A 26,093-nucleotide genomic window follows, 5' to 3' on the forward strand; every position below is an offset into this window, starting at 1 on the left:
TCCCCGCCAGCGACTGCCACCCGTGCCGCCCAACGCCTACAGCCGAACCGAACACCTGCGCGCCCTCTGGCCCTGGCTGCCGTTGTGGACGCTGGCCGCGTTGCTGGCGATCTTCTCGCACGGTCCGATGCCCCTGTACTCGACCCGCACCCTCGCGGTCGCCTGGGAGATGTGGAACCACGGCCACTGGCTGGTGCCCTACAACAACGGGGCGCCGTACAGCGAAAAGGCGCCGCTGTTGTTCTGGATGATCCACGCCGGCTGGTTCGCGTTCGGCGTCAGCGATGTGTGGCCGCGCGTGCTGGAAGTGATCTTCGGCGGGAGCCAGCTGGTGCTGCTATCAGCACTCGCACGACGGTTGTTCCCGACTCATCCGTGGGTGACCCGTGCGGCGCCGTGGATGCTGCTGGCGCTGAGTTTCGCCTTCCTGTTCGGCCTGCAGATCATGTACGACGTGCTGCTGGCGGTGTGGGCGCTGGCCGCGCTGCTGTGCCTGACTCCTACGCCGGCACGCAACGAGCCGCGCTGGTGGCTGTTCGGCTTCTGTCTAGGCCTTGGGCTGCTGACCAAGGGGCCGGTGATGGCGCTGCACGTGGTCTTCCCGTGGCTGCTCGGGCCGCTCTGGAACGACTGGGCCAACCAGCATCGCGCGCGCTGGTATGGGCGCGGCCTGCTCGCTTTCCTGCTTGGCTTCGCCATGCTGCTGGCATGGGCGCTGCCGGCCGGCTTCAGTGGCGGCGAGGCGTACCGGCAACGGCTGTTCTTTACCCAGACCGCCGGCCGCGTGGTGAACGCGTTCGACCATGCGCGCCCGGTGTGGTGGTACCTGATCGCGCTGCCGGTCCTGCTGTTTCCCTTCAGTGGTTGGCCCCGTGCCTACGTCGCCGTGGCGGCGAGCCTCTCCCAGGGGCCGTGGGGGCGCTGGTCCAGATGGGCGCTGTGGATTTCGCTGGCTTCGCTGCTGGTGTTGGCCGGGACCGCGTTCTTTGCCCAGGCAATCTGGCTGAACAAGATCCTGTTCTGCCTGTTTTCCCTGCCGCTGGCTGCCGTTCTTCTGAGCCGCCCGCTTGGCGGCGGCATGCGCTTCGCGCTGTGTTGGGTGGTGCCGGTGTTCGTCACCTTCTCGCTGATCAGTGGCAAGCAGCTCTACTACCCGCTGCCGGAATTCGCCGGTGCCGTACTGCTGCTGGCGGGCGCCATCGCATCGCTGCGCGAGCGGCGGCCCGAGCTGGCAACCAACCGCTGGCTTGGCACCTGGCCGCTGGCGGTGGGCGGCATTGTCTTCGGGGTGTTCCTGTTCGTCTTGCCGTGGCTGGTCGCAAGCGGGCGGCTGCACGGCGAGTGGTTCGACACCACCGCGGCGTACAGCCGCTTCTTCGCCGTGGTGTTCCTGCTGCTGGGCGCGCTGCTGCTGTTGCGCGGCCGCGGCGAGATGCGCCGGCTGGCGTTCGCCGGTCTGCTGGGCACGCTGGCGATCAATACGCTGTTCACGCTGACCCTGTGGCCGCGCTACGACCTGACGCCGGCGACACGGCTGCTGGGCGCGGCCGACGCGCAGAACCGCGCGATCGGGTTCACCGGAGTGTACGAAGGCCAGTTCCACTTCGCCGGGCGCCTGGACCACCCGATCGTCGAGCTGCACGGCGACGGCGCGGTGGCTGCCTTCGCCCGCGCGCACCCCAACGGCCTGATCGTGACCCATCCGGACAAGCTCGACGCCGCCGCGCTGCGCTATCCACTGCTTGCGCAGCCGTTCCGCTCCTCCTGGGTCGTGATCTGGCCGGCCACCTCCCTCGCCGATCTTCGTGCAGGCCATCGTCCGCCGGAACCGGCGCAGCCGCCGCGCATCTTCCCCAATTCGGACGCCCGCTCGCGGCAGTTGCCATGACCGCCCTGATCGCCGGCCTGCGTGCGCAGTGCGGCGGTCCGCGCGACGGCGCGCTGTTGCGCTTCTCGCTGGGCAACGCCCTGTTCGGCGAAGGCAAGACGGCCGAGGCCGCGGAGGAACTGCGCCGGGCGGTGGCTTTCGACCCGGCGTATTCGGCCGCCTGGAAGCTGCTCGGCAAGGCCTGCCTGGCGATGGACGACCGCGCCGCCGCCGCCGAGGCCTGGCGCCAGGGCATCGCCGCGGCCGGCCAGCGCGGCGACAAGCAGGCCGAAAAGGAAATGACCGTCTTCCTGCGCCGCCTCGCGTAAAGCGCCCAGCGCCCACCCTGCCGCGGCGCCGCACGCCCGAGCCTTCCCCCGCAAACGCGGGGGAAGGTGCCGACAGACGGATGGGCCGCCGTCGGGCGGGGTGGCGAGGGGCAAGTCTTTCGCAAGTCCTACCCCGTTCGCCCTCCCGGCACCTTCTCCCGTGAACGGGGAAGGACACGCCCAGCGCTGGAGCGGACTGCGAGCCCATGCCCGGACCAGCCCGGCGGCGAGCAGGCCGAGAAATGACCGCTCCTGCCCCGCCTCATGTCATGGGCCAACGCCCACGCGCTGCCATTCCACGTCCGAGCCTTCCCCCGGGAACGCGGCGGAAGGTGCCTACAGGCAGATGGGGGCGCCTTTGGGCGGGATGCAGAGGGGCGAGTCTTTCGCAAGCCCCCATCCGCGCTCCGGGCACCTTTCCCCGTGAACGGGGGAAGGACCGGGTTCAGCCGCGCTTGTACGGATTGGGCAGCCCATGCCCGGACCAGCGCCGGTAATGCCACTGGTACTGCACGAAGGCCTGCTCGACGCAGGCCTCCACGCCGCGGTTCAGCGCCGCGCAGGCACGTTGCGGGTCGGCATCGTCCAGCCCTTCGGGCGCCGGCAGCAGGTGGATGCGGAAGCCCTCCCCGCGCGGCAGCCGCTCGGCGAAGGCGAACAACACCGTCGCCCCGGTACGCGCCGCCAGCCGCGGCAGCAGCACCATGGTAAGCGCGTCGCGTCCGTAGAACGGCGCCGGCTCGCCCTCGCCGGCCCGCGGCTTCTGGTCGGGGAGGATGCCGATCGCACCGCCCGCGGCCAGGCGCTTGTACAGCGTGCGCACGCCCGCACCCTCGGCGCGCACCTGCTCGGGCGCCAGCGCGCCGCGCACCCGACGCAGCAAGGGCTCGATCGCGGCCAGCCGTGGCGGCCGGTACAGGATCGCCATCGGCATGCGGCTGCACAGCCAGTAATTGAGCAGTTCCCAGCAGCCCAGGTGGGGCGCGGCGATGATCACGCCCTTGCCCCTGGCCAATGCGGCATCCAGCAGCTCCGCGCCGCGCACCTCGCGCACCCGCCCGAGCATCCGCTCCGGTCCCGCCCCCCAGACCTTGACGATCTCGGTGATTGACTTGCCGCCCTCGGCCATCACCCGACGCAGCAGCGCGGCGTGCGCTGGCCGGTCCAGGCCCGGACGGGCGATCGACAGGTTGACCGTGGTGTCGTGCGCGGTGCGCCCGTGCAGCCACAACGACAACCGGCCCAGTCCCGCCCCCGCGGCGTGGATCAGGCGCAGCGGAAGCAGTCCGAACAGGCGCAGCAGGAGGTAGAGCAGGTAGATGTCGGGGCGCATGGAGTTGCCGCTGGGCGCGCCCTCGGGCGCAAGGTAAAGGGAACGCCGGCGCTGCCGTTAAGCGCAGGACGAACGCTCCCTTCGTTTTCGCCTATTCTTGCAGGGACGCCCTGCCGACGCCTGCCTCCCCCCCCAATGATCAGCCTCATCCAGCGCGTGCTTTCCGCCAGCGTCGCCGTCGACGGCGCCACCGTGGGTGCGATCGGCCCGGGCCTGCTGGCGCTGGTGGCGGTGCAACCGGACGACGGCGAGGCGCAGGCGAAGCGCATGCTCGAACGGCTGCTGGGCTACCGCGTGTTTGCCGACGAGGCCGGGCGGATGAACCGCTCGCTGGCCGACACCGGCGGCGGCCTGCTGCTGGTCAGCCAATTCACGCTCGCCGCGGACACGCGCTCGGGCATGCGCCCCAGCTTCACGAGCGCCGCCCCGCCCGGGCATGGCCGGCGCTGGTTCGAGCGGCTGGTGGAGCTGGCCCGTGCGACACACGCGGGAGGGGTGGAAATCGGGCGCTTCGGCGCCCACATGGAGGTCAGGCTGATCAACGACGGCCCGGTCACCTTCTGGCTCGAAGTGCCCTGACCGGAACCCCACCCACTCGATGGCCCAAGACACGCGAAGTCCCATGCAAACGCCGCTCTGGCGCGGTTTTTGCGTGTAGGCCACGCGAAATTTTTCCCTTGGAAACTGGTCAAAAAAGCGCCATATCGCTATACTGATCGGTTCCTGCATCTGCGGCGGTAGGTATGAACAACAAAGCTCCCGAGCAACAGTCCGAAATCAAGGCGCTCATTTCCAAGGGCCTGGAACAGGGCTACCTGACTTACGCGGAGATCAACGACCACCTGCCCGATGACATCGTCGATCCGGAGCAGATCGAAGACATCATGGCGGTGCTCAAGGGCGTCGGCATCGAAGTGCACGACGCCGCGCCGGACGCCGACCCGCTGGCCGACAACGCCCCCGGTTCGGGCAACGACGACGAGGCCGCCGCCGAGGAGGCTGTCGCCCTGCTCTCGGCCGTCGACGCCGAGGTGGGCCGCACCACCGACCCGGTGCGCATGTACATGCGCGAGATGGGCACGGTCGAGCTGCTCACCCGCGAGGGCGAGATCGCCATCGCCAAGCGCATCGAGGAAGGTCTCTCCCAGGTGCAGACCGCGCTGGCGAGCTTCCCGCTGACCATCGAGCTCCTGCTGGAGGAATACGACCAGCACCTGGACGGCAAGCGCCGCCTGTCCGAGATCCTGGCCGGCTTCGCCGACCTCGAGCAGCTGGCCGACGAAGCGCGCGCCGAGGCCGAGGAAGCGGCCGCCAACGGCGAAATCGTCGAGTCCGACGAGGACGAGGACGAGGACGGAGATGACAGCTCCGAAGAGGAAGAGGCCGGCCCGACCGGTCCGGACCCGGAAGAAGTCAAGCGCCGCATGGAACTGCTGCGCGACTACTACGCCAAGTTCCAGAAGGCCGCCCCCAAGGCGACCGGCATCACCGACAAGAAGATCGTCAAGCTGCGCGACCAGATGGCCGAGGAATTCCTCAAGCTCAAGCTGCCGTCCGCGCTGATCGACAGCTTCGTGCGCAAGCTGCGCGAGGTGGTGGGCGACATTCGCCACCACGAGCGCGTGCTGATGGACATCTTCGTCAAGCAGGTGAAGATGCCCAAGGCCGAGTTCCTCAAGACCTTCCCGAGCAACGAAGGCAACGTCGAGTGGGCCGCCGAGCTGTCGCGCAAGCGCCAGAAGTGGTCGCCCAACATCAAGAACCACCGCGAGGCGATCGACGCCGAGCAGGACAAGCTCGCCGCGATCGAGAAGAAGCTGTTCCTGCCGCTGACCGACATCAAGGAAATCAACCGCGCCATGTCGATCGGCGAGGCCAAGGCCCGTCGCGCGAAGAAGGAGATGGTCGAGGCGAACCTGCGCCTGGTGATCTCCATCGCCAAGAAGTACACCAACCGCGGCCTGCAGTTCCTGGACCTGATCCAGGAGGGCAACATCGGCCTGATGAAGGCGGTGGACAAGTTCGAATACCGCCGCGGCTACAAGTTCTCGACCTACGCCACCTGGTGGATCCGCCAGGCGATCACCCGCTCGATCGCCGACCAGGCCCGCACCATCCGCATCCCGGTGCACATGATCGAGACGATCAACAAGTTGAACCGCATCTCCCGCCAGATGCTCCAGCAGTTCGGCCGCGAGCCGACGCCGGAGGAGCTGGCCAAAGAGATGGAGATGCCCGAGGACAAGATCCGCAAGGTGCTCAAGATCGCCAAGGAGCCCATCTCGATGGAGACCCCGATCGGTGACGACGAGGACTCGCATCTGGGCGACTTCATCGAGGACACCAACGCCTCCTCGCCGATCGAGTCGGCGACCGAGACGGGCCTGATGGAAACCGTGCGCGACGTGCTCGCCGGCCTCACCCCGCGCGAGGCCAAGGTGCTGCGCATGCGCTTCGGCATCGACATGAACACCGACCACACCCTCGAGGAAGTCGGCAAGCAGTTCGACGTCACCCGCGAGCGCATCCGCCAGATCGAAGCCAAGGCCCTGCGCAAGCTGCGCCACCCGAGCCGCTCGGAGCAGCTGCGCTCGTTCCTCGATCTCGAGTAGGCACCAAGCCTCACGCACCAACACGACGCCCGCCTCGCGCGGGCGTCGTCGTTCCAGTGCCACTGGCTTCAAGTAGGAGCCGGCGTGCAGGCGATGCTCTCTCGCACGACCGCCCAAGGGCGTCGTCCACAAGTGGGTTCCTGCAAGGCGTCGGCAGCGGCGTGGCACCTACCCACACGACCCCACCCCAAGTACCATCGCCACTCAAGGGCCTATAGCTCAACGGTTAGAGCAGGGGACTCATCGAAAGGTGCCGCCGCGCCGTAAGGCGCGGACGGGAACGGGATGAATTCAGGGAAACCTCAGCGGCGCGAAAATGTGGCCGGTGGCAACCCTGAGCCAAGCCGGCGGTACACCGCCGGAAGGTGCAGAGACTACCTGGGGGCTGAAGTGCCCTTGATAACAGGCTAGAGCGTCCCGCGCCCCACCTATTCCACGCCATCGGCTGGACGGAGGGCGAAGAGATAGTCCGCGCCGGGGGGAAACTTCCGGAACACGCGAATCCCTTGGTTCCAGGTTCGAATCCTGGTGGGCCCACCAATCAAGTCCGTGACGTCGGCAAAAAGATCGCTGCGACGACCGCGACGGGGTCTGCCGGCGCGTCAGCGGAATGTTTGCCGGCTCGTGCCGGCTGCGCTCGGATCAACCACCACGAAGCGCACACTTGCCCACGAACCCAACGGTGACAAGGCCGTGAGCGCGTGGTGGCCCGGGCCGGCCAAGTTCAGGGTGATGTTGCTTTCGCCCAGCGTGCTGCCCTGCAGGCGGCCGTCGAGCAGCCATTGCACGGTGCCCTGGGCGCCGAGGGCACGTACCGAGAGGCGCAATGGCGCGGCACTGTTGGGTGCCTGGCGCAGGAGACTGCCTTCGCGCAGGCCGCTGATGCGGATGGGCACGGCGGCGGCGAGGGAGTCCGGTGGGCAGCCGGGTGCCAGCGCGGGCAGGGCGGAGGCCGTTCGGTCGGCGGCGTCGAGCCAGGGTGTGGCGAGGGCGGGCCAGCGGGCGAGGGTTAGGCTGCGTTCGTGCGGGGCGTGGCAGCCGGCGCTCAGGCGGCGGCCCTTCGCGTCCACGCGCAGCTCGACGCGGCCGCTCATCCAGGCACCGGGATCGCGTTCGGCGAAGGTAGGTGGCAGCGCGCCGTCGAGACTCCACGCGCTGCGGCGCTGACGGCAGAGGCTGGTGTCGGTGGTCGCGGCGGGTTGGCCGAGAGGCCAGCAGATGTCGATGGCGCGCACGCTGGCCGGGCGCGGCGCGTGCACGCCACCGCGGGCGGGCAGCATGTCGCTGAGCTGGAACAGCAGCGGGAGCGCGGTGACGGCGCCGTACTGGCCGGGCGAGGGAGTGCCGTCCGGTCGGCCGATCCACACCCCGATCGTCCAGCGGTCGGTCACCCCGATCGCCCAGGCGTCGCGGTAGCCGTAGCTGGTGCCGGTCTTCCAGGCGACCGCGGCGTGGCGGTCGATGGTGCCTTCGAGCGGTGCGCCTTCGACGTCGGCGGGGTTGCTGGCGAGGATGTCGCGGATGATCCAGGCGGCGCCCGGCGAGAGCAGGCGCCGCGGGCGGACGGGTTGGTCCGGCGTGTAGCGCGGGGCGCCGGCGATGCCGCCGTTGGCGAGCGCGCTGTAGCCCCCGACGAGGTCTTCGAGCTTCGCCGCCGTGCCGCCGAGGATGATCGACAGGTTCGGTCGCGCGCCCTCGGGCAGCTGCAGGTCGACGCCGCCGCTTGCCAGGCGCGCGACGAAGCGGTTGGGTCCGACGCGGTCGAGCACGTCCACCGCCGGCACGTTGAGCGAGCGCTGCAGCGCCTGGCTCACGCTCACCGGGCCGCTGAAGGCCTCGTCGAAGTTGCCCGGGTGGTAGCCGCCGAAGTCCTGCGGCGCGTCGACCAGCAGGCTCTCGGAAGTGACCAGCCCGTCGTCCAGCGCCAGCCCGTAGAGGAACGGCTTGAGCGTGGAGCCGGGCGAGCGCGGCGCGCGCACCATGTCGACGTGGCCGGCGCGTTCGGGATCAGCGAACTCGCCGGTGCCGATGTAGATGCGCGCCTCGAGCGTGGCGTTGTCCACCGCGAGCACCGCGACCGAACTTCGTGGGGGCAGCCGGGCAAGGTAGCCGGCGACGTGATCCTCCGCGGCGCGCTGCAGGTTGGCGTCGATGGTGGTGACGATGCGCCGCGCGCGCGGCTGCTGCCGGTGCAGGCGTTCGGCCAGCAGCGCGGCGGCGAGCGGCGCGCGCAGCGAGCGCGCGACCACCGGCTCGATCGCCGCGTCACTGACCTGTTCGGACGTCCAGACGCCTTCGTCGCGCAACCGGCGCAGCACCTTGTCCCGCGCAGCGCGGGCCGCCTCCGGGTGGCGGTCGGGCCGCAGCCGGCTGGGCGCCTGCGGCAGCACCGCGAGCAGGGCCGCCTCGGCGCGCGACAGGCGGCTCGCGCTCTTGCCGAGGTACGCCCACGAGGCGGCCTCGACGCCTTCGATGGTGCCGCCGAAGGGTGCGTGGTCGAGGTAGAGGTCGAGGATCTGGGTCTTGTCGAGATGCGCTTCGAGCTGCAGCGCGCGGAAGATCTGGCGCAGCTTGCCGCCAAAACTGTGCGGGATCGGCTCGATGATGCGCGCCACCTGCATGGTCAGGGTGGAGCCGCCGGAGACGACGTGACCGTGGAGCGCGCCCTGCAGCGCGCCGCGCAGCAAGGCGTACGGGTTCACGCCGGGGTGGCGGTAGTACCAGCGGTCCTCGTAGGCGAGCAGCGCCTGGCGATAGAGCGGCGAGACCTTGGCCGTGGTCGTGGGATAGCGCCACACGCCGTCGCTGTCGGCGAAGGCGCGCAGCGGCGTGCCGTCGCGGGCGAGCACCACGGTGCTGCCGGTGTCGGGGGCCGGCAAGGGGAGCGGGAACAGGCGATCGAGGATGACGGCCACGAGCAGGAGCGCGACCAATGTGACTGCCGTAGCGCGCAGCCAACGTTGCATCTTGGGCCGACGCGGCGCTGAAACGCTGTCACTCATGCAGACTGCCCTTCGACTTCGGCCTGCGGCCTACGCTCGCGGCGAACGATTCCTGGTGAGACCGTTCATGCCGCGAGTGCTCCGCGCAAGCGGGCGAAGTCGAAGCATTCGCTCCGCTCCGACTTCGCCCTGTGTGGGCCTCGCTTCCGCCGAAAGCAAAGCCGTCCGACGTGATGGTTCCAGGGATCAGGGCTCGACCACCGTCATCTTCGCCGGCACCGACTTGCCGATGCCCCGCAGAGCCGGCCGATACATGTCCTCCACCAGCGGCGGCGGGACCGTGTACGCGCCGGGCGTGACCGCGCGGACCAGGTAGAACACGTGGGCGGCGTCGCCGCGGCGCAGGTGGAGGGCGGCGGCGTAGCGGTCGTCGCGGTACTCCTCGTGCACCAGGTCGGCGGCGCCGGTGTGCTGCTGCATGTCGATGCCATCGATGACGATGCCTTCCCACTGCTGCGCGCCGCCCAGGTTGAGGTTCTCCACTTCCAGGCCGCCGGGCAGCAGGTCGGTGACCAGGGCGTCGGGCATGTCGGTGCGCGCTTCCAGGGTAAGTTCGGCGATGAGCGTGTCGCCTTCCTTCAGCGTGTCGCCGGTCCACGGCTGGCCGTCGGTGGTGAAGTAGCTGCGGCGCACGTCGACCTGGCGGTCCTCCGCGGCGGGCGGCTGCTGCGGGATGCCGGCGACGTCCAGCGTGGCGAACACGGTGGCCGTGCCGGCCGGCTGCACGCTGATGCCTTCCTTCAATTGGGCCAGCGTGAGTTCGCGCGTCCACAGGCGCTTGTCGGCAGGCGCGGCCTCGCTCTTGCCGCCGATGGCGAGGGTGACCGCGAGCGGCGCGCCGCCGCCGGCGTCGAAGGCGCGAGCCACGCGGGCGATCGCCACCTGCTCCTGGGTGGAGAGGTAGGACCACGACCAGTGGTAGTACGGCACCTCCTGCTTGTTGGCGTGGTCGCGCGCGGTGGCGTTGCGCGCCCAGTCGATCAGCTTGGCGTCGTAGGCGGGCCTGGCCAGGCCGTAGCGGTGGGTGAGCGCGACCATCAGCGCCAGGTCGCGCAGGTCCGAGCCGTAGTCGCCGACGTACCAGGGACGCTCCTTGTCCCAGGCGAAGGCTTCGTCGACCGCCTTCTGCGCGCGCCCGGTGTCGCCCATCAGCTTGAGCGCCAACCCCAGGTGCACCAGCGGCAGCGGGCCGACCAGCTTGTCGCGGTCGTGGTCGAAGATCGCGCGCAGCGTGCCCAGCGGCGCGCGGTTGACGCGGGCCAGCACGTAGCCGGAATAGGCCTCATCGGCGATGCGCAGGTGGTCGTGGTGCTCGTAGCTGTAATAGGCGTGACCGCCGCCGAGCAGGTCGTCGCTGAGGCGCTGCAGCGATTTCTGCAACACCTCCTGCGGCACGGCGAAGCCTTCCTCGCGCGCGTCGAGCATGAAGTCGACCACGTACGGCGTCATGAAGGTTTCGATCGGGCTGGTGCCACCCCAGAAGCTGAAGTGGCCGTTGCCCGCCTGGAACGAGGCAATGCGTGCCAGGGCGCTGTCGACGGCGGCGCGACGAGCCGCCTCGCTGGTGGATAGTCCCAGTGCCGTGGCGGTGGCCGGGTCGAGCACCAGCGCGGCGTAGCCCTTGCTGGTGGTCTGTTCGATGCAGCCGTAGGGATAGCGCAGCAGGTCGCGCAGCGCGGAGCCGTAAGGCAGCGGCGGCAGCGTGCTCAGGGTGAGTTGCGCGCGCACGGTCGGCGCGAGCAATCCGCCGGCTGCGCCGGCATCCAGGTGCGCGGGCTTGCCCGGCTCGATCGCCAGCGGCACGGTCGTCTGTAGTTCGGGCCAGGCCGGACGCACGGCGAACTCGAAGTGGCGGTCGACCGTGAAGTCGCCGAGCGTGGCGTGGATGTCGAGCTTGGCCACGGCCGCGCCTGCGCTCGCCGTGACCGGCATGCTGAGCGTGGTGCCGGCGCCGTCCTTGAGCGCCACCTCGCGGCTGGCGTTGGCGATGGTGATCGGGCCGCTAACCTTGACCACGACCTTCGCCGTGCCGTCATGCCCAGAAAGGTTCTTCAGGTCCAGGCTGACGCGCGCCTTGTCGCCGGCGGCCATCACCCGCGGCGTGCTCGGCTCGACCACCAGCGGTGCGCGCACGATGACGGCGCCCTCGGCGTTGCCGAAACGGTCGGCGCTCCAGGCCATTGCGGCCAGGCGCAGGCTGCCGTTGAAGTCGGGCACCTGCACGCGCAACGTGGCCTTGCCCTGCGCGTCGAACGCGACCGGCGCGGCGAACAGGTCGACGATCTGCACCTTGGGGTTGAGGCGTGCCGCGTGCGGCAGCGCCGGGCCGCTCATGTCGCCGCCGTAACGCAGCTTCGCCTCCGCGCCATCCATCGCCTCGATGATGCGGCTGTAGAGATCGTAGGCGTCCACGCTCAAGGCACGCTTGGCGAACATCCAGGCCCAGGCGTCGGGCACCGGGTAGTTGGTAATGTTGATGACGCCCTGGTCGACCGCCGCCAGGGTGACGTAGGCGCGCGTGTTGGCCAGACCCTTGGCCTGCACGGTCACCTCGAGCGGGTTGCCCGGGCGCATCAGCGACGGCGCGCTCAGCGTGAGCGGGATGCGCCGGTCGTTGCGCTCCATCGCGACATGCTCGACGCCGAGTGCGCGGGCCGGCGTGGTGTGCTCCTGCGCCTCGCCACCGCGGAACACCAGTGCGGAGACGTAGACGTCGTGGCGCTCCCAATCCTTGGTGACCGGGATCTCGAAGGTGCTGCCAGCCTTGGCGTCGATGTCGCGCGCGTAGAGCAGGTGATCGGACTCGACCAGCAGCAGGCCGGGGCCGTCGTGCGGCGGCGTCACCGTCACTTTCATGGTGTCGCCGGCACGGTAGCGCGCCTTGTCCAGCTGCAGCTTGACCTTGTCCGGACGCGCCTCCTTGCCGAGGTTCTCGTCCTCCCAGCTCCAGCCGGCGAAGAACGGGAATACCGTGGTGAGCTTCGTTTCCGGATCGTAGACCTCCAGCCGGTAGCCGCCCCACTCGACCGGGAAGTCGACGTGCACGCGCTGGCCCGGGGCCAGGTCGACGTCCTTCTCCTCGATCAGCTGCAGCTGCTGGTGCGCGTCGGATTTCCAGCCGTCGCCGTGCTCGTACAGCCAGTAGAAGTCGCGCAGCTCGCGCTGCAGCCGCACCTTCAGGTGATGGCCAGCGACCAGCTTGCCGTCGACGTCGGCGCGCAGGATCTCGAAACCCGCCTGGCCTTCGCTCTCGGCGCCCTGCTTGGGATCGAACAGCGGGCGCACGCCGACCAGTTGCGGGGCCGGCCAGTACACGCGCTTGAGCAGGCGGGTGACGGCGCGGCCGCCGGTCTCGTAGACGCTGCCGGAAAGCGTGACGGCGAGTGGCGCGACCGGCTTGACGTCATCCGGCAGCGCGATCGGCTGGGCGAGCTTGCCCTGCGCGTCAAGCCTGGCGTCGAGCACGTCGTCGGCGCTTCGAGGCAGATCCAGCGTGGGGTCGCCGAAGAAGGTGTCCTTGAGGTTTTCCAGCGGATGCACTTCCGGCGCCAGCAGCAGCTTGGCGGTGACGCGGTTCCCATCGGCGGGAGCGCCGTAGAGATAGCTGGACGCGACCTCGAGCTTGAGCGGCTCGTCCGGTACCAGCCGCGCCTGCGGGCTGTCCAGGCTGAGCTTCAGGCGCTCGGGCAGGAACTCCTCGACGTGGAACGGGAAGGCGTCGACCGCTTCCCTGGCTGCCGGGTCGAGGCGGAATTCCAGTTGCCACAACCCGGTGGGCGCGTCCGCGGGAATCGCCTGGGACAGCGCGTAATAGTTGAGGTCCGAGGGCGCCAGTTGCTGGTCGGCCAGCGTGCGGCCGTCGGGCTGCTTCAGGCGAACGAACAGCGGCTGCGCCTTCATCGGCTTGCCGTCATCGTCGCGCAGCAGCGCCGACACGCGCAGCGTCTCGCCCGGCCGGTAGAGGTCGCGGCCGGACCAGGCGTAGACCTCGAACGGTGCCTGCCTGCGGCCGGTCACGTCGAAGTTGGAAATGTCCAGCGCGGGACGGTTGAACGGCAACACCGAGACGTCATCACCGTGGCGCGCGATCAGTACGTCGGACGGATCGAGCTTGTAGGCGATCAGCGCGTTGCCGTCGCCGTCGGTAGTCGCCCTGAGCTTGGCAGAACCGTCCGGCCCGTCGATCTCCACCGCCACGCCTTCCAAGGGCGAGCCGTCGCGCAGCGAGGCCACGTGCAGCAGCGCGTTGTCGCGGTACATGCGCAGGTGCAATCCAAGGTCGCTGACGAAGAAGATCGCGCTGTCGTAGCTGCCCTTGAAGGTGCCGCCCTGCTTGACCACCGCCATGTATACGCCCGGCCGCTGCAGTTCGCGCACGCGCTGCACCGGCAGGTAGGTCACGGTGCGTTCGTTGTCGTCGCCGCCCAGCGTGTAGTGGTTGGCGTAGACCGAATCGGCCATGTCGGTGATCGGCCGCTTGACGCGGTCGCCGTGCTCGCACACGTCCCAGCGGTTGATCTCGTGGTCGAGCTCGTAGCTGTCGCGGTGCTTGTTCGATGGATAGGCGCAGTAGAGATCCGACAGCGCATCGTCGTGCACGCGGAAGAACTCCACGTCCGCGTCGTGCACGTTGACCGATACCAGCGGCAGACCGCGGCTGCCGCGCGCTGGCAGCACGCTGCCGTGCGAGGCGAACCCGACCGCCGGCGGCACGCTGCCGGAGTAGACGTCGCGCTTGAGCTCGCGCCCCAGCGTGCGGCCGTCGGCGGCGAGCAGGCCGGCGTGCAGCCGCACGGCGTAGTGGGTGTTGGGCTGCACGAAGGGGAAGCGCAGCGTCTTGCCGTCGTCGTCCAGGCTCCAGCTGCCGCTGACCGGCTCGCCGTTGCCGCCGGTGACCGCCAGCTCGCGGTCGAACGGCTGCGCCGCCGCCAACGGCACGTTGAAGCGCAGCACCAGCGCGGTACGTGTGTCGCGCAGGTCGGCGCCGGCCGAGGCGAGTGCGAACGCCGCCTTGCCCGCGGGCGCGTGCGCGGTGGCGCTATCGGCGGGCGCGCCCTGCAGCGCGGGCTTGTCCTGCGAGGAACGGTTGCAGCCGGCCAGCAGCACCAGCCCCAGCAAACCCAGACACAACCCGACCTGGCGCGACCAGCGCGCCACCGACACGTGCCACATGACGATCCCCTTTCCTTGAGGTGCGGGCGCATTATCGCCGGGTTTTGTGGCGCGCCGGGGGCGGCCGGGCGACGGCGGCGGGGCGCCTTGCGTCGTCCGCGGCCGGTACACTTCAATCGACCCATGCGTGTTGCGGTGCCAGTCCCCACGCCAGTGCGCGCTTCTCATAGGCGCACACGATCACGCGGCTTGACCATGAACTGATCAGCCGCGGTGGTGTGCTCGCGTCGATGCGCCAAGTCGTCGCCGCCGTGGGTGAGCCGCGACGGACGGCTGACGCTTCGACAGGACCTGCAGGAGAGCCTGCGCGCTACCTACGAAGCGCGCGACCGTCCGCGCTTGGCGTCCAGCATCAGCAGATCCGCCTCACGGTAGGCCTCGCCCAGGTCCCGGTCGGGGCCGCGCCAGCTGTAGCCCAGGGTGGCGGCGACGCCGGCGGCGCGCAGGGCCTGTTCGATGCGGGCGGCCTGACGGGCCAGTTCGATCGGCCCGACGTCCAGTACCAGCACGACGAATTCGTCGCCGCCCAGGCGCGCGACCACGTCCACCGCCCGCACGGCGCGCGTGATCTCTTTCGCCGCGCGCTGGATGAGCTCGTCGCCGGCGGCGTGGCCCTGGGTGTCATTGGTCTGCTTGAGGCGGTCCAGGTCGACCACCACCACGCCGGCGGTGGTGTGCTCGTCGCGGCAACGCTGCTCCTCCAGCGAGAGCAGTTCGCGCCAGCCGCGGCGGTTGAAGATGCCGGTCATCGGGTCGGTCATTGCCTCCAGCTCGGCGCGTTCGGCGCGGCGCCGGGTTTCCTTGAGGTCGACGTCGTGGCGCCACAGCGTGGCGAGCATCTGCGCGCACAGCTGCACGATCGGCAGCCAGCGCTCCAGGTCGACCGCCACCGGCTGCGGGTCGATCCCGCACAGCGTACCTACCGCGCCGTGGTCGAGCCGCACCGGCACGCCCAGGTACGCGCCGATGCCGCGCTGGACGATGGGCGCGGCGGCATACGGCGCGTGGGTGCTGACGTCGGCCACCACGCACGGGCCGCCGCGGACCATACGCGAGCAGATCGAATCGGCCCAGCGCAGGGCGTCCCCGTTGCGCACGCCGAAACGCTCGTCGGCGGCCACCAGCACCAGCCAGTCCTCACCGTCGACGCGGGTGAAATACCAGGCGCCGAGGCCGGTGCGTTGGCGCAGCATGTCCAGGCAGGCCTGAGCGGCTTCCCGGAAGCCGGCGAAAGCCGGCGACGGCGTGGCGAAAGTGATTTCCAATGGCGAACTCATGAGCGGGACGGGCGCTATCGACGTGAGGGTTTCCGCACGGCTAGCGAGGATCGTGCCAGCATGCTGATGAACCCACAGCGCACATGCACGGGTTCCTCGCCGCCGCTCCGGCCGCCGCTTCGTCCTCGGCCAGGCCGAGTGAGCGTGCCCGCCATGGACGCTCGGCACGGCGCCCCGGATGCCAGCCGTCAACTCTTTGGAATTTTTCCAGTTGACACTCGCGCAAGCCTAACCCTAGCTTGAAAAAGGGAACGGAGGGGGCTTTGTTCACGAGCGCAGGACGCCGCATGGTTGTCCGCACGACGCGCCCGTTACATGCAACGCAACGCCACCACCAGATCCGTCAAGAGCGGCGCCCCGGCGTCCGGTCGTGGGTTCGACCGCTGGAAAGACATGGAGTCGGCAGTTCGATGGTTGGCAAAGCTGATATCGCTGTGGGTTCGGATGTGCTCGTCGTGGAAGGGCTTGGCCGGAACCTCGGCGGGTGCACCATCCTGGATAGCCTGGATTTCCGGATGCCCGCGCGGAGTGTCTTCGCCTTGCTGGGCCCCAATGGAGCGGGCAAGACGACCACGCTGAACATCGTCGCCGGGTTGGATGCTCCCGACGCCGGCGCGGTGCGCATCTGCGGGTACGACGTGCAACGCCAGCCGATCCGGGCCAGGCAGTCCATGGCGTACGTGCCGGACGAACCGGCGCTGTACGACGTGTTGAGCGTGATCGAATACGTCGAGTTCGTCGGCGCCTTGTGGGGAATGGAAGCCGCTGACGCCTTGATGCGCGCCGAGGCGCTGCTGGTCGAACTGGGCCTGGCCAAAAACCGCGACGCGCGACTCGGTACGCTGTCGCGTGGTACCCGGCAGAAGGTGGCCCTGGCCGGTGCCCTGGTCCACGAACCTTCGCTGCTCGTCATGGATGAGCCATTCACCGGGCTCGACCCCATCGCGGCGCGACAGATCCGGCAGGTGCTTCTGCGCGTTGTGCAGGCCGGCGCGTCCGTGCTGATGTCCACCCACATGATGGACACGGCCCAGCAGTTGGCAACGCACGTCGGCCTCCTCATGGGCGGCCGCCTGGTGGCCGTGGGCGAAACCGCCCAGGTGATGGGGCTGGCCAGGGAAGGGGCGAAGACCCTCGAAGAAGCCTACGTGTCGCTGGTGGGCGGCCGATGAACCGCACCGTGACGGACTGGCGCTGGTGGGTCGCGCACGAGTTCCGCCTGGCGGCGCGGGAAACGCAGCTGGACTTCGGTCCCATCGCGGCCTTCCTCGGAGCCGGCGCGCTCCTGGGCGGCTACCTCATGCTGCACGTGGTCGCCTACGTTTTCCTGCAATACCTGAGCGGCAGCATGCGCGCGGCACCGGGGCGGCTGGAAGGCCTGTTGCTGGCCCTCCTGTTCGGAGCGACTTGGATCCGAGGCATCGGCCTCGCCCAGCGCATGCTCTACGGACGGCACGACGCCACGCTGCTCGTCGGCTCGCCGGTGCGCATCGCGGACGTTCTGCGTGCGCGCGCGATCGTGCTGGCCACTGCCAGCGTGGCCTTTCCGCTGTTGCTGCTTTCGCCCGTGGCGAACGTCTCGATCCTGCTCGGCCGCTACGGCATGCTCGCGTTCTACCCCATGGCGCTGTCGCTCGCCGTGACCGCCGCGCTGCTTGCCGTGGCGGTTGCCGCATGCAGCAGGCGTTGGCTTGGCAAGATCGGCGCGCAGGCGGTGGCCAGGGGCGGCATGACCTTGATACTGCTGCTTGCGTCGGCCTCCAGGTTGCCGGCGCTGAAAGCGCCGATGGCGCTGGCTGCCGCTCGTCTGGAGAGCGGCGCAACGTGGCTCGGTATGGCGTTGGCCGGGAACGCCCTCCCCTTGTGGACGAGCCTGCTTGCGAGCGTGCTCGCCGCCGGCCTGCTGCCGCGCCTGCTGGCGGCGGTTTATCTTTCCGGCATGCGCCAAGGCCCCTCCGCCAACCGGCGCCCCGTCGTCCACAGACGTCGGACTCCGCTCGCGACCGGCCGGCTGGCCCGGTTGCTGGGGACGGGTTGCCGGCTCGCCTGGCGCCATCCCGAGCGGCTGTGGCAGGCCGGAGTGAGCGCCGTGGTGATGGCGGTCGTGGTGGTTGTCGTGGGGCACCGGCAGTCGCTTGCGGTCGGGCCACTGTCGGACGCGGCCCTGGTTTGCGCCCTGGGCGCATTCGGCGCGGAAGTCGGCTGGCTCATGACCAGTGGCGAGCAGATGCCCTGGCTGCTCGCCTGCGCACCGCTGCCGCGCGGCACCTGGTGGATGGTGCGCTATCTGTCCGCACAGGTGTTCGCCATGCCGGTGCTGCTGGTCGTCGCCGTCGGGTTGGCATTTTACCGGCCGGCAGAGCTGCTGACGGTGCTCGTCTTCGGGTCCGGCGCGCTGGGCACGTCGCTGTTGCTTGCGACCAGCAGGGCTCCCGCCATCGCTTCGGGCGGCGGCCACCGCAATCGTCGCAACGGGCTGCTGTCTGGCTGCGCCATGGTCTGTTACGGCGGCTGGGCGGCTGCCTCGGCAATCCTGCATGCCACCGTGGCGGGGAGTGCCCTCCTTGCGCTGGGTGCAACGTTGACGGCGGTCGCCGCGTCGCTGGGGTTCCATCACGTCGGCGCGCATGGCCGGTAGCGGGAATTCGGCGCAGGAGGCGCCGCAAAGGGGCAGGCATGGCCTGCGGGGGCATGGTGGGTCGGGAGGATCCGCCTTGGCCGAGCTCTCCAACGGGGAGCGTCAACGATAAGGAGTAGCAAATGGAAAAGCTGAGTCAGGAAGAGATGCTGGTCGCCCAGGGCGGCAGTTTCTGGACGGGCGTGGGCTGTGGTGCGGGCATCGCCGGCATCATGCTCACCGAGGGTGGGATTCTCGCGGTCGACCCGGCCGTCGGCGTTGCGACGGTCGCGGCCTGTGCCGATGCCCTTGGCTTCTAACTTTCAAGGAAACAGACATGCAGAAGCTTGATGAGCAGTCCCAGCTGAACATTCGTGGCGGCTTGAGCAGCGCGTGCGGTATCGCCGTCGGCATTGCTGCCGTGCTGGCGCTTTCGGGTCCGGAGGGCTGGCTGTTGCTGGCCGAAGCGGCCGAAGCCGGTGGTACCCAGGCCGCGATCGCGGCCTGCGCCGGTGGTTAAGCGGTAACGCGCTCGGATGCCTGCCGCCGCTTCGGCGGCAGGCACTGGAAGGGGGAAAGCATCCATGTCACGTCGATGGTGGGGCGTTGTCCTCGTCCTCACGCTTTTTGCCGTCCTGGCCTCGTCGCTGGCGTGGCTGGCAATCGCAGCGCCGACTGGCGAGCTGCCGCCCTTGGGCAGCGCGGTGCCGGCCATTGCCTACCGGACGCCTGAAGGCGCGGTGGCAAGGCTGGACGGGCAGCAGGCACCGCTGGCGGTGATGATCTTCAGGGAGAGTTGCCCGCACTGCCGGCAGCAGATCCAGGCGTTGCTCGCACACTGGCCGGAGTTCCACCTCGATCGTCTGGTCATGCTCACCTACGAGCGCGAAGACCTCGCCAAGCCGAGCCGCGACCTGCAGGCGATGGGGCGATTGCCCGGGGTGACCCTGGGCTATCTGGACCCGCGGGAGGTCGCCGGGTCATTCGGCGGACTGGCCACGCCGGCGCTGTTCGTGTACGGCGCGGACCGCCGCCTGGTCCGCGTTTTCATCGGTGAGTTCCAGGCAAGCAGGGTCGCGGCGACGCATTCGTCGAGCCACCTGGCGGCCCGGTAAGGAGCGAGCGTAGTCATGGAGATGTCGCAGTCCGGTTTTGCAGGGCAGGGCACGGTCGCCAGGAGCGGGCTTTGGAAAGTCTTCCTCGCCTCCTGCCTGCTGTTGGTCCTGTACATACTGTTGTTCAACACGCTGGTGCTCGGTGGTGGCCCTGCCATGGACACCCGGGACTATGCCCTGCACGCGTTCGACGCCACCGGCCTGCTGGCCGCGTCGGCGGTGCAGCCGGTGGCGCTGCTGGTGCGCACGCTGTTACTTGCGCTGGTGCTGCAACTGTTTTCGGTTGCCGCCAGCGAGAGCATCCGCTTCAGGGACGCCTTTGCGGCCGCATTGTTCGGCTCCCTTATAGGGGCGCTGCAGCTTCTGGTGATGCTCGCGTTCGTAGCAGGCCACCACAGCATCGATTACTTGAGCCATCCGCCTGGCTCCCTGGCCGCGCTGTTGCCCGGCCTGGCCTCCTCGCCGCTCTGGGGCGGCGCGCTGCGACAGTTGAGCATCTTCGAGTTGCTTTGGTGCGCGATCGTGGCCCGGACGCTCCACGCGCGCACCTCGCTCGGCCCCCGCTCGCTCGTCTGGATCGTGGGCGGGGCCTGGCTGCTGGTATTCCTGACGCATTGCGCGGTGGGGCTGATCCCCCACCTGCTCGGCCTGTCCTCGCAGGTCCAGCCGTGAAACCAGGCCGTCTGCTCGCACACGTGCCTTGGCTCCGCCGGCGGCGGATCGCCCTGCAACACGACATGTCCGATTGCGGACCGGCGGCGCTCCTGACCGTGCTGCGCATGCACGGCCAGGACTGTTCCATGGAGTACCTGCGAGAGCAAGCGGGCACCGATGCTTCCGGCACCTCCGCCTATGGGCTGGTGCGGGCGGCCAGATCGCTGGGCATGCAGGCCGAAGCGGTGCGCGGTGGCATCGCGGACCTGCCGGCCTGCGATTTCCCGCTGATCGCCCATGTGGTGACGCGCGAGGGATTGCTCCATTTCGTCGTCGTCGAGGGCATCCGCCGGGGCCGGGTGCACGTGGTCGACCCGGCGACCGGGCACTACCGGATGACCCTGGATGCGTTCGCCGCACTGTGGAAGACGGGCGTGGCGATTCTCGTCTCGGCTCCGACGGCCGTCGCCCCCGAACCACCCAGCCCGTGGCGATGGCTGGTCGAGCACCTGTTCGCCAACAACATCTGGATCACGCAGTCGGTGTTCCTCGGCACCGTCTATGCGGGCCTGGGGATCGCTTCGGCCCTCCTGCTCCAGGTGATGGTGGACAAGGCGATTCCGCTTCATGACGTCAGGCAGGCGCTGGTCGTGGCGCTCGTGTTCGTGGCGCTGGGGCTGGTCAGGGGTGCGGTGGGCTGGCTGCGCCAGCTTTTCGGGGCCAGGCTTTTCCTGGATTCGGGACGCAACGTCTCCCGCTCTTTCCTGGGGCGTATCCTCTTCGCGCATCCGTGGTACTTCCGCTCGCGGCGCGACGGCGACGTGGCATCGCGCCTGAACGACCTGGTCGCGGTCAACAACACGCTCATCGCCAACATCGGGGGCATGATCATCGATGTGTTGATGACGGTGTCGTGCCTGGCCGCCATGGTGATGATGTCGCGGCTGGTGGGCTTGGCGGCGATCGGCGAGGTGTGCCTGCTTTTCGCCGTCTACATGCGCTCATTCGCGGGCATCAGCCGCATGCAGCGGCGCGCCGCCGCGGCTTTCGCGCGCACCGAGTCGAGCTTCCTCGACAGCATCCGCGGCATCAGCGAGATCAAGACCTATTCGCTGGAGGCCCTTCGCGCGAAGCACGTACAGGCAAGCATGGACCAGTACCTCGCCGAGGCCTACGGCATCCGCAGGAAGTCTGGCGACCTGGCGCTCTTCGTCGAACTGGCCAGTGCCGGACTTCTTGGTTTCGCGCTGTATTACCTGGGCAACGAGGCGATCGCCGGACACGGCGGCGCCGGCACGCTGATCGCGATGTACGCCATCCTCGGCTACGCGCTGCCATCGGTCATGCGGCTGGCCCAGTCGGTGATCGTGTGCCAGCAGGCGTGGATCTCCGCCTGCCGCATCGTCGAGGCGCTGGGCGCGAAACGGGAGGACCTGGCAACCGGGTTGCAACCGGCGGGTTTCTCGATGCTCGAGTTGCGCGATGCCGTGGTCCGGTATGCGGACGGACGCCCCCTGCTGTCCGTTCCGCACTTCGTCGCCCGGCGTGGCGAGCTGATCCGGCTCCAGGGCGGCAACGGTTCGGGCAAAAGCACGCTGGCGCGCGTGCTGCAGCAGACCTGGGCCCACGATGCGGGGGCATACACGATCGACGGCGTCCCGGTCGAGCGGCTCGCACCGGCCTGGTTGCGAAGCCAGGTGGTGGTCGTCCCCAAGCAGTCGCATCTGTTCTCGGGCACGGTGCTGGACAACATCCTCTGCGGGCTCGACGCCGAACCGGCCACGGCGCGACTGGAGATGCTCGAGCGATCGGGCGGCTTGCGCCTGCTCGCGTCACTGGGCCTGGGCCTGGACGCCATGGTCGGCGAGGGGGGGCGCGCGCTTTCCTCGGGCGAGCAGCAGATGGTGGCGCTGGTCCGGAGCCTGGTGCGTGCCCCGGCCGTGCTCGTCATGGACGAGGCGCTCAGCGCGATGGACACCACGCACCGCGCATTGGCCTCGGCGCTGGTCAGCCGATACGCGCGCGACCACGTAGTGATCGTGATCGAGCACGAAGAGCACACCGGATTGGCGTGTCACCGCCGGTACCGGCTCGTCGATGACCCACAGGCGCGCATGACGTTGCGCTGCGAAGACTCCGCCCCCGTGGCGGACACGATGTTGGAGTGTGTCTGAATGAACAGGCTTCTTGCCGTAACCCAGGCCGGCGTGGACGTATTGTCCAGCCCCGCGCCCGGCTTCGAATCGATCAAGCGTACCCCCCGGTCCTGGTGGGTTCCCATGGTTCTGGTGATCGTCGCGTCGCTGGTCTACTGGTCGGCCTATTTCGAAACGGTGGACATGGACTGGCTCTCCCACAAGGCCCTGGAGGCGCTGCAGGGCAAGCTCGATCCCCATGCACTGGAGCGGATGAGCCAGGCCATCACCCCTCGTGTCCTGATCGTCGAGGCCCTCGCCGGCAAGGTGCTGGGGCTGTCCCTCACGGTGGCGGTGATCGCGGCCTACCTGCGCGTGGTGTCGCAGTGGCAGGTGCGTGAGACGCCCACGCCGCTGCAGTGGCTCGCACTGGCCGCCTGGTCGCGGCTGCCGGAACTTGCCGGATACGTCGGCAGCGGGCTGCGCATGGCCATCGGCCCTCACCAGCGACTGGCGGCCGAGCAGCTTTCCATCACCAGCGCGGCAGGATTCCTGTCCTCCGCTCCGGTCGGCGGCATCGCCGGGTTCCTTGCCAACTACGACGTGCTCTGCCTGTGGGAACTGGCGCTGCTGGTGATCGGCTATGCGGTCTATACCGGCGTCTCACGACGCCGCGCGATGGTCACCGTCCTGTCGCCGTGGCTGCTGCTCACGAGCGCCCACCTTCTGTACCTGGGGTGGAAATGAACGCGCGCCTCTCGCCTGCCCCGGTGACGGCAACCGACGGCGCCGAGCGGCACCCGGCGGGCACGAGCCGCCGGCTGGTCTTCGGTGCGCTCGCCTTCGCGATCATCGCGCTGGTCGTGCTTTCGCGGCTGGCCCAGCACCACGAAGGCGAACGCGTAGTGGTCATGCCGGTGCACGCGGCCGACCTGCGAAGTTCCATCCTCGCCTCGGGCAACCTGGCCTTCAGGGAAAGCGTGGAGTTGCGCCCGCAGGTGATCGGGCAGGTGGTGCAGACCACCGTCGAGGAAGGCGACCACGTGACCCGCGGCCAGGTGGTCGTGCGGCTGGACCCCAGCGTCTACGAGGCCGCCGTGACCCAGCGGGAGGCCGCCGTTTCGCAGCAGAAGAGCGCGATCGCGGCGCAACGGGTGACCGTCGCCACCCTGGAGCGCAACCTCGCCCGCAACAAGGACCTCTTCGCGCAGCACATGGTCAGCGCGGACGCGTTCGACCGGCTGCGCAGCGACCTGCAGGTGGCCCGCCTGACCCTGCGATCGCAGGAAAGCGCGCTGGCCCAGGCCGAGGCCGAACTCAACCAGGCACGCGAGAACCAGGACAAGACGGTCATCCGCGCGCCGATCGACGGCCTGGTCACCCGGCTTTCCGCACGCGTGGGCGAGACGGTCGTGGCCGGCACGAACATCCCGGGCTCCTCGCTGATGCAGATTGCGGACCCCTCGGAGGTACTGGCGGAAGTGGACGTGGACGAGGCGGACATCAGCCACGTGCACGTCGGACAGAATGCCGAAGTGCACGCGCTCGCCGTACCCGGCCGCGTTCTCGAGGGCAAGGTGCGATTCATCCGCTCGTCGGCCGATACCGACGCCGGGCATCAGGGGCACATGTTCACCACCCGCATCGCGCTGTCCATCGGCAAGGACCTGCCGGTGCGCCCGGGCATGTCCTGCCGCGCGGAAATATTTACTGACCAGCGCAAGGGCGCGCTGGTCGTTCCGGTGGGGGCGGTCCTGTACGAACGGGACCAGGCCGGCAAAAGCGAAGCGGACGCCCAGGGCGAACGCCCCTATGTCATGGTCGACGACCAGGGCATGGCCAGGAAGCGCTACGTGACGACCGGCATTTCCGACGATACCAGCATCGAGCTGGTGTCCGGCCTGAAGCCTGCCGAGCAGGTCATTACGGGCCCCTACCTGACCTTGCACCACCTTCGGGACGGCGACCCCGTCTTTGCCGACGCCGGCGCCGCCCGGGCTGGCACGACCGGTGGCGAGCAGGACAACGCCGCCGATGATTGAACTTAAAGGCATCAGCAAGCGGTTCCTCATGGGCGACGCCACGGTGGTGGCACTGGACCAGGTCGACCTGCACGTGGAGCTTGGCGATTACGTGGCTTTCACTGGCGCGTCCGGCTCGGGCAAGTCGACGCTGATGAACATCCTCGGCTGCCTGGACGTGCCCACCGCCGGGCGCTACCTGCTCGACGGTGTGGACGTCGGCGGACGCAGCGAACGGGAACTGGCGCAACTGCGCAACCGGCGGATCGGGTTCGTGTTCCAGGGGTTCAATCTGCTGCCGCGCATGGACGCACTGCACAACGTCATGCAGCCGCTGGTCTACCGCGGCATCGCCCCTCGCCAGCGCCGGCGGATGGCCGCCGAGGCGCTGGCCCAGGTCGGCCTGGCCGACCGCATGGAGCACCTGCCCAACCAGCTTTCGGGTGGCCAGCGCCAACGCGTGGCCATCGCCCGCGCGCTGGTGGGCCAGCCGTCGATCATCCTGGCCGACGAGCCGACCGGGAACCTCGACTCGCGTACCACGGAAGAAGTCCTGGGGATTTTCGACGCCCTGAACCGGGCCGGGCAGACCATCCTGATGGTCACGCACGAACGGGAGATCGCGCTGCGCTGCCGGCGCCGGGTGGGCCTGTCGGATGGAAAGGTGGTGTTCGATGGCGTCGATGCACGTTGAGCGGGCGCCACGGCGAGCGCTCGAAGGCGCATGGGCGGCCGTAACGGCGCTGCGTTCGCACGCGCTGCGTGCGGCCTTGACCGCTTTCGGCGTGATGATCGGCGTGGCGTCGGTCATTGCGGTGGTCAGCCTGATCGAGGGCTTCGGCGACTCCGTGTCGGCGCAGTTCAAGGGCCTGGGAACCAACTCCATCGTGCTGTATGCCAACCCCTCGACCAAGCAGCGGATCCAGGGCAGTTACCGCAAGATCACCGAGGCGGATCTGCAGGCCATCGAGCACGACGTGCCCCATCTGTCGCACGTAACGCCGGTGCTCTCGCTCGGCCAATTCTCCGAGCAAGTGCGCTATCGCGGCGGCATGAGCAGCACGACGTTGTACGGAACCACGCCCGGGTTTGCCGAGTCGGGGCAGTACTATCCGGTGGTCGGGCGCTTCATCAGCCACCTGGACGAGGTGTCCCACCGCCGGGTCTGCGTCATCGGCGACTCGGTGGCAGAGGACCTCGGGCTGCCGCCGATGCCCGTTGGACAGTTCATCCGGCTCCGGGACGAGGACTTCCGCATCGTGGGCGTGCTCAACAAGCGCGGCAACCTGGCGGGACTCGACCAGGACAACCTCGTGGTCATTCCCTTCGGTACCGCGCACAGCATCATCGGCGCCGCCACCGAACCGAACATCCAGATACGCATGACCGTCGACGACGTGTCCCAGGTAGCGGCAACCGCCGACCTGATCACTCGTTTGATGCGCGCGCGGCACCGTCTGGCGCCCGGCGAAAGGGACGACTTCAAGGTACAGACCGCCTCGCAACTGGCGTCATCGATCACGCACCTGTTCGACGAAGTCAGCCTGATCCTGGCGGCGATCGTCGGCATCTCGCTGTTCGTGGCCGGCGTGGGCATCATGAACATCATGCTCGTGTCGGTCACCGAGCGGACGCGCGAGATCGGCATCTGCAAGAGCCTGGGCGCCGAGCGGACCGACATCCTGCTGCAGTTTCTCACCGAATCGGTCCTTATCTGCCTGATGGGATGCGCCGTCGGGGTACTGGTTGGCTACGCCGCCGCCCACGTCATCGCCCTCTCCGTACCGGCGTTCTCGGCGGTCCACATGCCGTTGTGGGCGGTGCTGATCTCGGTCGGGTCCTCGACTGCTACCGGCGTGGTGTTCGGCATCGCGCCCGCCGTGAGGGCCGCGTCGCTGGATCCGATCGAGGCGCTGCGCTTCGAATAGGTCCCACACCCGCATTCCGCAGCTCGCCCGG

General features: G+C 69.0%; 19 protein-coding genes. 15 read left to right on the forward strand and 4 right to left on the reverse strand.

Going from position 1 to position 26,093, the window contains the following annotated elements:
* Positions 1 to 22: 22 nt before the first annotated feature.
* Positions 23 to 1,888, forward strand: a complete 1,866-nt coding sequence (locus ACFWZU_RS08030) for a glycosyltransferase family 39 protein (protein WP_439700922.1) — start codon at positions 23 to 25, stop codon at positions 1,886 to 1,888.
* Positions 1,885 to 2,196 (forward strand): tetratricopeptide repeat protein, encoded by a 312-nt coding sequence (locus ACFWZU_RS08035; RefSeq protein ID WP_439700924.1) that lies wholly within the window; start codon positions 1,885 to 1,887, stop codon positions 2,194 to 2,196. The genes ACFWZU_RS08030 and ACFWZU_RS08035 overlap by 4 nt, the downstream gene beginning before the upstream one ends.
* Before the next feature lie 445 nt (positions 2,197 to 2,641).
* Here the strand turns inward: ACFWZU_RS08035 and ACFWZU_RS08040 are convergent, their stop codons facing one another.
* Complete coding sequence (locus ACFWZU_RS08040; RefSeq protein ID WP_439700926.1) at positions 2,642 to 3,529, reverse strand: LpxL/LpxP family acyltransferase; 888 nt, start codon at positions 3,527 to 3,529, stop codon at positions 2,642 to 2,644.
* Between the two features lie 135 nt (positions 3,530 to 3,664).
* Here ACFWZU_RS08040 and dtd point away from each other — a divergent pair, with 135 nt between their 5' ends.
* Positions 3,665 to 4,108, forward strand: coding sequence for a D-aminoacyl-tRNA deacylase (gene dtd, locus ACFWZU_RS08045; protein ID WP_439700927.1), 444 nt, complete (start codon positions 3,665 to 3,667; stop codon positions 4,106 to 4,108).
* 164 nt (positions 4,109 to 4,272) lie between these two features.
* Complete coding sequence (gene rpoD, locus ACFWZU_RS08050; RefSeq protein ID WP_439700928.1) at positions 4,273 to 6,141, forward strand: RNA polymerase sigma factor RpoD; 1,869 nt, start codon at positions 4,273 to 4,275, stop codon at positions 6,139 to 6,141.
* 602 nt (positions 6,142 to 6,743) lie between these two features.
* Here the strand turns inward: rpoD and pbpC are convergent.
* From pbpC to ACFWZU_RS08065, 3 genes are all read right to left on the reverse strand, one after another.
* Entirely contained in the window at positions 6,744 to 9,143 is a 2,400-nt protein-coding gene (pbpC, locus tag ACFWZU_RS08055) for a penicillin-binding protein 1C (RefSeq protein ID WP_439700930.1), read from the reverse strand.
* Between the two features lie 186 nt (positions 9,144 to 9,329).
* Positions 9,330 to 14,315, reverse strand: coding sequence for an MG2 domain-containing protein (locus ACFWZU_RS08060; RefSeq protein ID WP_439700931.1), 4,986 nt, complete (start codon positions 14,313 to 14,315; stop codon positions 9,330 to 9,332).
* 314 nt (positions 14,316 to 14,629) lie between these two features.
* The gene (locus ACFWZU_RS08065) at positions 14,630 to 15,592 is read right to left on the reverse strand and encodes a GGDEF domain-containing protein (protein WP_439700933.1); all 963 of its coding nucleotides are present in this window, start codon (positions 15,590 to 15,592) and stop codon (positions 14,630 to 14,632) included.
* A 410-nt stretch (positions 15,593 to 16,002) separates the two neighbouring features.
* On the opposite strand from ACFWZU_RS08065, the gene ACFWZU_RS08070 reads away from it, so the two are divergent.
* The 11 genes from ACFWZU_RS08070 to ACFWZU_RS08120 all read left to right on the forward strand — a co-directional run bounded on the left by ACFWZU_RS08070 (position 16,003) and on the right by ACFWZU_RS08120 (position 26,062).
* On the forward strand, positions 16,003 to 16,764 hold the full coding sequence (locus tag ACFWZU_RS08070) for an ABC transporter ATP-binding protein (RefSeq protein WP_439700935.1): 762 nt from the start codon (positions 16,003 to 16,005) through the stop codon (positions 16,762 to 16,764).
* Positions 16,761 to 18,230, forward strand: a complete 1,470-nt coding sequence (locus ACFWZU_RS08075) for a hypothetical protein (protein WP_439700937.1) — start codon at positions 16,761 to 16,763, stop codon at positions 18,228 to 18,230. Before ACFWZU_RS08070 ends, ACFWZU_RS08075 begins: the two co-directional genes overlap by 4 nt.
* 122 nt (positions 18,231 to 18,352) lie before the next feature.
* Positions 18,353 to 18,529, forward strand: coding sequence for a hypothetical protein (locus ACFWZU_RS08080; protein WP_439700939.1), 177 nt, complete (start codon positions 18,353 to 18,355; stop codon positions 18,527 to 18,529).
* 17 nt (positions 18,530 to 18,546) lie between these two features.
* On the forward strand, positions 18,547 to 18,729 hold the full coding sequence (locus ACFWZU_RS08085) for a hypothetical protein (protein WP_439700940.1): 183 nt from the start codon (positions 18,547 to 18,549) through the stop codon (positions 18,727 to 18,729).
* A 64-nt stretch (positions 18,730 to 18,793) separates the two neighbouring features.
* On the forward strand, positions 18,794 to 19,324 hold the full coding sequence (locus tag ACFWZU_RS08090; protein WP_439700942.1) for a TlpA family protein disulfide reductase: 531 nt from the start codon (positions 18,794 to 18,796) through the stop codon (positions 19,322 to 19,324).
* A 15-nt stretch (positions 19,325 to 19,339) separates the two neighbouring features.
* Complete coding sequence (locus ACFWZU_RS08095) at positions 19,340 to 19,996, forward strand: hypothetical protein (protein ID WP_439700944.1); 657 nt, start codon at positions 19,340 to 19,342, stop codon at positions 19,994 to 19,996.
* A 23-nt stretch (positions 19,997 to 20,019) separates the two neighbouring features.
* Positions 20,020 to 22,152 carry a peptidase domain-containing ABC transporter gene (locus tag ACFWZU_RS08100; RefSeq protein ID WP_439701176.1) on the forward strand — a complete coding sequence of 711 codons (2,133 nt, stop codon included), beginning with the start codon at positions 20,020 to 20,022 and terminating at the stop codon, positions 22,150 to 22,152.
* Complete coding sequence (locus ACFWZU_RS08105) at positions 22,153 to 22,860, forward strand: YIP1 family protein (protein ID WP_439700946.1); 708 nt, start codon at positions 22,153 to 22,155, stop codon at positions 22,858 to 22,860.
* Entirely contained in the window at positions 22,857 to 24,155 is a 1,299-nt protein-coding gene (locus ACFWZU_RS08110) for an efflux RND transporter periplasmic adaptor subunit (RefSeq protein ID WP_439700947.1), read from the forward strand. The genes ACFWZU_RS08105 and ACFWZU_RS08110 overlap by 4 nt, the downstream gene beginning before the upstream one ends.
* The gene (locus ACFWZU_RS08115; protein WP_439700949.1) at positions 24,148 to 24,828 is read left to right on the forward strand and encodes an ABC transporter ATP-binding protein; all 681 of its coding nucleotides are present in this window, start codon (positions 24,148 to 24,150) and stop codon (positions 24,826 to 24,828) included. Before ACFWZU_RS08110 ends, ACFWZU_RS08115 begins: the two co-directional genes overlap by 8 nt.
* A complete protein-coding gene (locus ACFWZU_RS08120) occupies positions 24,809 to 26,062 on the forward strand; it encodes an ABC transporter permease (protein WP_439700951.1) in 1,254 nt (417 codons plus the stop codon). The genes ACFWZU_RS08115 and ACFWZU_RS08120 overlap by 20 nt, the downstream gene beginning before the upstream one ends.
* Positions 26,063 to 26,093: the final 31 nt, after the last annotated feature.

Origin of the sequence: Frateuria sp. GZRR33 (assembly GCF_051900425.1) — a bacterium.
Lineage (GTDB): Bacteria > Pseudomonadota > Gammaproteobacteria > Xanthomonadales > Rhodanobacteraceae > Frateuria_A.

Coding starts and splice junctions, on each gene's coding strand:
- ACFWZU_RS08080 (WP_439700939.1), top strand. CDS start 18,353: ATGGAAAAGCTGAGTCAGGAAGAGATGCTGGTCGCCCAGGGCGGCAGT.
- ACFWZU_RS08090 (WP_439700942.1), top strand. CDS start 18,794: ATGTCACGTCGATGGTGGGGCGTTGTCCTCGTCCTCACGCTTTTTGCC.
- ACFWZU_RS08065 (WP_439700933.1), bottom strand. CDS start 15,592: ATGAGTTCGCCATTGGAAATCACTTTCGCCACGCCGTCGCCGGCTTTC.
- ACFWZU_RS08070 (WP_439700935.1), top strand. CDS start 16,003: ATGGTTGGCAAAGCTGATATCGCTGTGGGTTCGGATGTGCTCGTCGTG.
- pbpC (WP_439700930.1), bottom strand. CDS start 9,143: ATGAGTGACAGCGTTTCAGCGCCGCGTCGGCCCAAGATGCAACGTTGG.
- ACFWZU_RS08105 (WP_439700946.1), top strand. CDS start 22,153: ATGAACAGGCTTCTTGCCGTAACCCAGGCCGGCGTGGACGTATTGTCC.
- ACFWZU_RS08075 (WP_439700937.1), top strand. CDS start 16,761: ATGAACCGCACCGTGACGGACTGGCGCTGGTGGGTCGCGCACGAGTTC.
- ACFWZU_RS08060 (WP_439700931.1), bottom strand. CDS start 14,315: ATGTGGCACGTGTCGGTGGCGCGCTGGTCGCGCCAGGTCGGGTTGTGT.
- ACFWZU_RS08085 (WP_439700940.1), top strand. CDS start 18,547: ATGCAGAAGCTTGATGAGCAGTCCCAGCTGAACATTCGTGGCGGCTTG.
- rpoD (WP_439700928.1), top strand. CDS start 4,273: ATGAACAACAAAGCTCCCGAGCAACAGTCCGAAATCAAGGCGCTCATT.
- ACFWZU_RS08110 (WP_439700947.1), top strand. CDS start 22,857: ATGAACGCGCGCCTCTCGCCTGCCCCGGTGACGGCAACCGACGGCGCC.
- ACFWZU_RS08115 (WP_439700949.1), top strand. CDS start 24,148: ATGATTGAACTTAAAGGCATCAGCAAGCGGTTCCTCATGGGCGACGCC.
- ACFWZU_RS08035 (WP_439700924.1), top strand. CDS start 1,885: ATGACCGCCCTGATCGCCGGCCTGCGTGCGCAGTGCGGCGGTCCGCGC.
- ACFWZU_RS08120 (WP_439700951.1), top strand. CDS start 24,809: ATGGCGTCGATGCACGTTGAGCGGGCGCCACGGCGAGCGCTCGAAGGC.
- ACFWZU_RS08095 (WP_439700944.1), top strand. CDS start 19,340: ATGGAGATGTCGCAGTCCGGTTTTGCAGGGCAGGGCACGGTCGCCAGG.
- ACFWZU_RS08040 (WP_439700926.1), bottom strand. CDS start 3,529: ATGCGCCCCGACATCTACCTGCTCTACCTCCTGCTGCGCCTGTTCGGA.
- dtd (WP_439700927.1), top strand. CDS start 3,665: ATGATCAGCCTCATCCAGCGCGTGCTTTCCGCCAGCGTCGCCGTCGAC.